This window comes from Synechococcus sp. CS-1328 (genome assembly GCF_025128095.1).
GTDB lineage: Bacteria > Cyanobacteriota > Cyanobacteriia > PCC-6307 > Cyanobiaceae > CBW1002.
Genome location: NZ_JAHLYT010000071.1, coordinates 202,760 through 210,348, shown reverse-complemented (window position 1 = coordinate 210,348; position 7,589 = coordinate 202,760). Strand labels below are relative to the sequence as shown.

General features: G+C 60.5%; 8 protein-coding genes. 6 read left to right on the top strand and 2 right to left on the bottom strand.

Translation table 11 applies throughout. The annotated features are described in order from the left end of the window. The first annotated feature begins 63 nt into the window (after positions 1 to 63). Positions 64 to 816: a SapC family protein gene (locus KQ310_RS14430; protein WP_259722416.1), complete on the top strand. Its 753-nt coding sequence runs from the start codon at positions 64 to 66 to the stop codon at positions 814 to 816. 303 nt (positions 817 to 1,119) lie between these two features. Here KQ310_RS14430 and KQ310_RS14425 read toward each other — a convergent pair whose 3' ends face one another. Continuing rightward, positions 1,120 to 2,055: a carbon-nitrogen hydrolase family protein gene (locus KQ310_RS14425; RefSeq protein WP_259722415.1), complete on the bottom strand. Its 936-nt coding sequence runs from the start codon at positions 2,053 to 2,055 to the stop codon at positions 1,120 to 1,122. A gap of 149 nt (positions 2,056 to 2,204) precedes the next feature. Here KQ310_RS14425 and KQ310_RS14420 point away from each other — a divergent pair, with 149 nt between their 5' ends. From KQ310_RS14420 to KQ310_RS14395, 5 genes are all read left to right on the top strand, one after another. Further along, a complete protein-coding gene (locus KQ310_RS14420) occupies positions 2,205 to 3,515 on the top strand; it encodes a glutamate decarboxylase (protein WP_259722414.1) in 1,311 nt (436 codons plus the stop codon). Between the two features lie 16 nt (positions 3,516 to 3,531). Then, on the top strand, positions 3,532 to 4,482 hold the full coding sequence (locus KQ310_RS14415) for a DnaJ C-terminal domain-containing protein (protein WP_259722413.1): 951 nt from the start codon (positions 3,532 to 3,534) through the stop codon (positions 4,480 to 4,482). Next, the gene (locus tag KQ310_RS14410; RefSeq protein WP_259722412.1) at positions 4,475 to 4,783 is read left to right on the top strand and encodes a chaperone modulator CbpM; all 309 of its coding nucleotides are present in this window, start codon (positions 4,475 to 4,477) and stop codon (positions 4,781 to 4,783) included. Before KQ310_RS14415 ends, KQ310_RS14410 begins: the two co-directional genes overlap by 8 nt. An 83-nt stretch (positions 4,784 to 4,866) precedes the next feature. Further along, entirely contained in the window at positions 4,867 to 5,184 is a 318-nt protein-coding gene (locus KQ310_RS14405) for a hypothetical protein (protein ID WP_259722411.1), read from the top strand. A 640-nt stretch (positions 5,185 to 5,824) separates the two neighbouring features. After that, complete coding sequence (locus KQ310_RS14395) at positions 5,825 to 6,415, top strand: peroxiredoxin (RefSeq protein ID WP_259722409.1); 591 nt, start codon at positions 5,825 to 5,827, stop codon at positions 6,413 to 6,415. Between the two features lie 157 nt (positions 6,416 to 6,572). Here KQ310_RS14395 and KQ310_RS14390 read toward each other — a convergent pair whose 3' ends face one another. Next, a complete protein-coding gene (locus tag KQ310_RS14390; protein ID WP_259722408.1) occupies positions 6,573 to 7,580 on the bottom strand; it encodes an LD-carboxypeptidase in 1,008 nt (335 codons plus the stop codon). Between the last annotated feature and the right edge of the window lie 9 nt (positions 7,581 to 7,589).

The window sequence follows — 7,589 nt, the reverse complement described above, 5'->3', positions numbered from 1 at the left end:
AACGATTGAGCCACAACTTCAATAGCTTAGTCTTCTTACTCCTAACCAACCACCAACTGGCCCATGGCAACCCAGCTTCTCTTCTATAACGATGTCAGCGCCCTTTCAGCCGAGCGCCACAAGGATTGGCATATTGTCCCCGTCAAGGACTACTCCTTCGCCAAAACTACCAATGCCGTGCCCTTGATGGCCATTGAATTTCTCAATGCAGCTGGCGACTATCCAATTGTCTTCGTTGGGACAGACGATGATGTCATGCCAGTTATTCTTCTTGGTCTTCAGCAGTCTGAAAATCTATACCTTTCTCCCGATGGTCACTGGGAAGGAAAGTATGTTCCCGCCTTCATTCGTCGGTATCCTTTTGTCCTGTCGCAAGCTGGCGACCAAGACAAGGCATATTTGTGTATCGATGAAAGCTATCCCGGCTTCAACCAGAATCACGAAGGCATTGCTTTGATCGGAGATGACGGGAAGGCCAGCGATTATACTGACGGCATTCTCCGCTTTCTGAGTCAGTTCCAGGCTGAGTACCAGCGCACAAAGGTCATCTGCAAGCGACTCAAAGAGCTCAATCTCCTTGAACCAAAGGAAGCCGAAGCCAAGCTTCCCAATGGGCAGACGAAGGCCATGAATGGCTTCTACACCGTCGAGCGCTCCAGGGTGTTGACCCTTTCCTCAGATGTACTACTTGACCTTGTCCGCACTGGTGTTTATGAAATGATCTGCCATCATCTTGCTTCCCTGCGTAATTTTAACACGCTTGGCAACATGGGCGGGATCCAAGCTTCAACAACTGATCAGCACTTGCCTGTATAATATTTACCCTGGTGCGCACATGCTGATGCTGAGTTGTTCTCTTGCATGACCATGCAACTATCGGCGTCGATGCCACGGTGTTCACATCGACACACTCGTTGTTGATGTGCTTCGTGTCGTCATTGTCATAACAAGTCCTTTATCTGTACTTGTTCAGGCGCCGGGACAGCCTCTCTCCCCAATCAGCTTCCGAATCGTTCCTCATCGCGGGACAGTCGGATGCTGATTGGCGCAGCGCCCGCTCCGCTGCGTTTTTCTGGGCTCGGCGCCGGGGGTGTGAGGCGGTAGGCCTTTGCGGCACCGCTAATATAGATCTGCGCGCCGATCCTGATGGTAGTTGGTGTTTTCCGGATGGGTCGGGCCGTACTCACTTGGCATGCAGTCTGCAATCAAGAGGGTAGGTTCGGCTCGGGCAGCCACGAGTACATCGCCGTGGGGACCGCAGATGATGCTGTTGCCCAGGTACGCCGCCTTCACCTGGCCATTGACACTTTCCTCACCGCAGCGGTTGGCGTAAGCCACGAAGCAACGATTCTGAAAGGCGTGGGCGGGCAGCAGGGTTCGGGAGACATCGGGGTAGGGCAGGGTTGTGCGCTGGCCGGTGCTCAGCTCGGCCCAGGTGTCGGCGGCTGTCGGAATCAGGATCAGCTGCGCTCCCTCCAGTGCCAGTCGCCGGGAGAGCTCGGGAAATTCGGCTTCGTAGCAGTTGAGCAAGCCCACGGAGATTCCGTTCACAGGGTGGACCGAGAAGGCAGGGCCCTCATCTGGATGCAGGTATCCCGCATGCCAGCACCGCTTTTCATCCGGTCCCCAGAGATGGGTTTTTCGATAATTGCGCAACAGATGCCCGTTGCCATTGAACAAGGCAATGGCGTCGTAAAATCGTTCCTCCCCGGCCACCACAGCCCGTTCCGGATAGGGGCAGGCCACCGCCAGCCCGTTGAGACGGGCGGCTGCCGCCACCCTCTGGAGGCTGGCGCCATCCACAGGCTCCGCCAGCTGCCGGGCCAGATCCGGCGTCACGATGTACCCGCTCAGGTAGAGCTCCGGGAAGGCCAGCAGTTGCACCCCAAGTTTGGCGGCATGGGCACAGACCTGCTCCAGTCGCTGGAGGTTCTCTTCCACCGCATCGGCCGTGGCTGCCGACCCGGTGCCCTGCCAGAGGCCGAGCCTGATGCCCTCACCGGCCGCTGGCGGCTGGGTCAGAGTGTAGCTGAGCAGGCGATGGTGAGGAAGCATGGGCTAATGCGTTGGGGTGATGCCTTCCGACTTAAATACTGAGAGAACCCTGCAGGCAATCTCCAGTGACCCAGCGCAAGCATTCGTCTCAGCTGGATCTCACGTCCCAGCTTGGCAGCCGCCTCCGTCATCAGAAGCCGTCTGCTGAGGTGCCCCGCGACCGACTGAGCGAGGAAGGCCTGCCGGCAGACCTGACCTACCAGTTGGTGCACGACCATCTGATGCTGGATGGCAATGCACGGCTGAATCTGGCCACCTTTGTGGGCACCTGGATGGAGCCCGAGGCTCGGCGCCTGATGGAGGAATGCGCCGACAAGAACATGATCGATAAAGACGAATATCCACAGACGGCTGAATTGGAGGAGCGATGTCTGCGGATTCTGGCCGATCTCTGGCATGCGCCCGATCCTGCTCAAGCGATTGGCACCTCCACCACAGGCTCCAGTGAAGGCTGCATGCTGGGTGGACTGGCCCTGAAGTGGCGCTGGCGGGAGCGTCGCCGGGCAGCTGGTCTGGACGCCTCACGCCCCAATCTTGTGATGGGGATCAACACCCAGGTCTGCTGGGACAAGTTCTGCACCTATTTCGATGTGGAACCGCGGCTGGTGCCATTGGAGCAGAACCGGCTGCACCTCACGCCCGAGGAAGCCCTGAAGCAATGCGACGAGAACACGATCGGTGTGGTGGGCATCGTGGGCAGCACCTTCGATGGCAGTTATGAACCCATCGATACCCTGCAGACCGCTCTCGATGACCTGCACCAGCGCCACGGTCTTGACATTCCGATCCATGTGGATGCGGCCTCCGGTGGTTTTGTGGCTCCGTTCAATTCACCGGATTGGGCTTGGGACTTCAGGCTGTCACGGGTGGTTTCGATCAGTTCCAGCGGCCACAAGTATGGCGGTGTGCTACCCGGGGTGGGCTGGGTGCTGTGGCGCAGTGGCGAGCATCTGCCGGAAGAGCTGCGCTTCAATGTCAATTACCTCGGTGGTGAGATGCCGACGATCGGACTCAATTTCTCACGCTCAGGCGCCCAGGTTGTGGGTCAGTATTTCAACTTCCTGCACCTGGGGCGACAGGGGTATTGCCAGCGCATGGCCTCTCTCGAGGCGATTGCCTGCCACCTGGCGGATGGCCTGGCCGCGATGGAACCCCTGAGATTGGTGAGCCATCCACGCGGCCAATTGCCCGTGTTCGCGGTGGAGTGTGATCCCAGTATCAAGAACTGGACGGTGTTTCATCTTTCAAGAATGATGCGCTCTCGCGGATGGCAGGTACCGGCTTACACACTTCCGGCCAACCTGCAGGATCGTGCCGTGCTGCGCTTTGTGATTCGAGCCGGCTTCAATCACGACATGGCCGACCAGTTGCTGACAGACGTGCAACGGAATCTTGACTGGCTGGCCACGGCTGAGACACCTCTGCCATCAGCGAGCGACGAACTTGTCTTCCGGCATTGATCAGGAGTGAGTCCCAATGAAATTTAAAGATTATTATCAGATTCTCGGCGTTGAGCGTGGCGCCAGCGAGGACGAGATCAAACAGGCTTACCGCCGACTGGCCCGCAAATACCACCCGGACATTTCGAAGGAAGAGGGAGCAGAAGAGCGGTTCAAAGAGATCAGTGAGGCTAACCAGACTCTGTCTGATCCGGAAAAGCGCCGGGCTTACGACGAACTGGGTCGCCATCTCCCCGGTGACGACTTCCGACCATCACCAGACTGGGATGCCCGTTTCTGGCAGGGCCAGGCCGGTGAGGAGGTCGATCTTGCCGATCTGTTCGAGCAGATGGGCTTCCGTTCGGCGCAGCGGCGGCACCAAGGTGGGCCTGGCTTCCCGATCCGCGGCCAGGATGTGGAGGCTGTGGCCAACCTCAGCCTCGAGGAGGTGTGCCACGGCACCCAGGTGACCCTGGAGCGTCAGGAGCCGCACCTGCGCCCTGACGGGACCGTGGAGCGTGGATCAACCACAGTGCACATTCGCGTGCCGAAGGGAGTGACCGATGGCGAGCGATTGCGGATTCCGGGGCGGGGTCTGGCAGGCAGTGGCGGCGGACCGGCCGGAGACGTCTACCTCGACATCCACCTCCAGCCCCATCCCCTGTTTCGCGCAGTCGGGCACGACCTCTACCTCGAGCTGCCGGTGACCCCATGGGAAGCGGCCCTGGGTGGAGAGATCGTGGTTCCCACCCTCGATGGCCACGTGCGGGTCACGGTGAAGGAGGGCGCTCAGACGGGCCTGAAACTGCGCCTGGCGGGCAAGGGGCTGCCGAAGCGCAAGGAGGGGGATGGCGATCTCTATTGCGTGCTGCAGATCGTGATGCCGAAGCAGATCGACGAGCGCGAACGGGAGCTCTATCGTGAGCTGGCTGCTGCCAGCTCTTTCAACCCGCGCACCTCATTCCCTGGAGCAACGACCCATGGCTGATGACCTGCTTATTCCGGTGGAGAGCGAAAGCCGCGTCGAGCTGGAGGAGTTGCTGGCGGCCTCAGGCCTGGAGCATGGGGAAGTGATGGAGTTGGTGCAGTTCGGTGTGTTTGAAACCAGCGTGAGTGCATCGGGCTGGAGCTTCCATTCCTGCACGATTCACCAGGCGCGCCGTGCTGCAAACCTGCGCAATACGTTTGGGCTCAACCCACCCGGCATGGCCCTTGCCCTCACCTACCTGGAAAGAATCGAGGCGCTGGAGCATCGCCTGCGCGAGCTGGAATGCCTGCTTCCTCGCTGAGGCGGCTGTCTGGAGCACGCACGCAACTTAGTGGATTGGCAACGCGGTTGGGAGTGTTGATCTAAAATTGGGAATCTGCCCTGATGGCCATGGAATCTTCAGAGCTCTGCCCGGGTCAATCAGATCTGCATCAATCAGATCTGGATCAATCCGATCTGGATCAATCCGATCTGGATCAATCAGATCTGCATGAATCCGCCACTCAGAAGTTTGTTGGCGGCCACCTCAACGTGCGGAGCGTCAGTGATCTTTCGCTCTATGAGGATCACTCTGTCATCATTCAGCGTCTCTGCAAAGAGCTTGGTTTCGAGAAGCCGGCTACGGCGATGGCCTGGGTGTTCGACCAGCTGGAGCAGTCGAAAGATCTGCAGAAAGCCATTTTTGACTTGCTGAATGACTGACGATGCTCCAGGAAAGGAAGCGGTAATTTCAAGAATTCAGTTGCCAAGCCATCTGCTTCTCAATCGTGTGGATGTAACCCTGCAGGATCCGCTAACAACGATTTACATACTGCCGGCCATCAACGCATCTCGATGGCGTTCAGCCGATCACGGAAGGACTGCCCGGCGTCTGCGGAGGCCAGGCTTGCGCCACCACTGTCCATACGCGCCTGGGGCCGGCGGATTCGACCTTGGCTTTGGCCGCCCCGACGCACGGCCACTGTACGGATCACCGCTTTGCCTCGTCCAGCTCCAGCGGCTGGATCTGTCTCAACCTGGCGCTCCAGGGGATGGGCCTGCAGTTCGCTGCGCAGCTGGTTCAGAAGGCGAAAATGGCCGGTGGTACTGAATTTACGGAGGATCAGTGGATCCCAAGCCATGGGGTCATCGCGTTCTGGAACACCACCCTATGGCGGCGCCGTTAGGTCCTGCTTCGCCGAGGCGCGTGGGATCCGTGATAAATTGTTGGAGTCCAACTGGAAGCCGATACGACTTCATTTTGGCAGGATGTCAGAGCCAGGGATTTTGAGTCCTCGCTTCGAGTTTCCCTCCAGGTGCCGGTTGGACTTTCGCACCTTCTGCTTCCCACTTCGCTTCCGCCATGTCCCGGCTCGTCGGTCTGCCCGCTCCTGATTTCACGGCCACCGCCGTGATCGACCAGGAGTTCCAGGACGTCACCTTGTCCCAGTATCGCGGCAAGTACGTGGTGCTGTTCTTCTATCCGCTCGACTTCACCTTCGTGTGCCCCACGGAGATCACCGCCTTCTCTGACAGTTACGGCGAATTCTCCAGCCGCAATTGCGAGGTTCTGGGTGTTTCGGTCGACAGCCAGTTCAGCCATCTGGCCTGGATTCAGACCGAGCGCAAGAGCGGTGGCATCGGCGATATCGCCTATCCCCTGGTGGCAGACCTGAAGAAAGACATCGCCCGCGCTTACGAGGTGCTCGACGAAGAGGCCGGAGTGGCCCTGCGTGGTCTGTTCATCATCGATCCTGATGGCGTCATCATGCAAAGCACGATCAACAACCTGCCCGTTGGCCGCAGTGTGGATGAAACCCTGCGCCTGCTGCAGGCCTTCCAGCACATCCGCAACAATCCGGATGAAGTCTGCCCCGCCAACTGGATGCCTGGCGATAAGACCATGAATCCTGATCCGGTCAAGAGCAAGGACTTCTTTGCTGCTGTGAACTGATCACACCTGAGCCAGCACGGTTGTAAGCGGGGACTACTGAACTGGTTGCCACTTTGCTGACTCCTTCAGCAACAGCTCGTTTCTGTTTCACCCTCTGGGCCCCTCGAGGGCCCTTTTTCATGTCTGGCGTCATGTCTGCTGGCGCCGCAGCGCTGCTTCACAGCAATGTCAGGGTTCCGGCGCTGCCATCCAGCCGGGCCCGATGTCCCAGGGGCAGGGCCAGATTCGGCCTGCCATGCCCCACGGGCAACCGGCCCACCAAGGGGATGCCCAGATCGCCGAAGCGCTCTTGCAGCACCTCCTCCATCGAGAGATCGCCAGGCATCACGTCGTCCGGCGTCCACTGAAACCGGCCCAGTCCGATCCCGGCCACCCCCGCCAGCAACCCGGCGGTGCGCCATTGGGTGAGCATCCGATCCACCCGGTAGGGGGCCTCACCCACATCCTCAAAGACCACAATCCGCCCCCGCAGATCCGGCAACCAGGCAGTGCCGATCAAATGGGTCGCCACCGTGAGGTTGGTCACCACCAGTGGCCCCTCCGCGATGCCACTGCGCCAGCCCTGTCCCTGGAGGGGCTCGACCGGCTGGCGCCGCAGCAGCCGCACCAATCGCTGCCATTGGCCGGCATCGCCGTGCAGGCCCCCATGGATCGCGCCGCCCAGACCGGCCGCGCACTGGGCCAGCAGCAAGGCGCTGGCATCGGAGAAGCCCATCAGCCAGATCGGCCGAGGCGGCGGCTGCCAGCCACTCTCGAGCAGCCGGGCACTGCCCCAGCCGGCTGTGACGGCCAGCACGCCCTCCGCCCGTTGCTCAGCGATCGCCTGCTCCCAGGCCTGACGGCGTTGGCGGTCCGTGCCCGAAAACCAGTGCCAGCGCTGACGCGTCGCTACCGGCACCAGCAGCTCCCAGCCGGCGTTCCCGATTTGAGCCTCCAGGTTGGCCTGCTCCGGCTCGGGATCCTCCCACCAGGTTCCGGGCGCGATCGCCACCAGCCGGCTGCCGGCCGTCAGGGGCGGTGGCATGGGCAGGGCCGGTGCTTGCACGGCGGGCCGTTGTGAAAGGGCGTCTGCTGGGGCAACCCCTGGAACCCGCGCTGCCGCTGCCATCCCCACACCACCAGCCCCGGCCAGCGCGGCCAGAAAGGAACGGCGGTGCAACGTCATCCGCAGGCC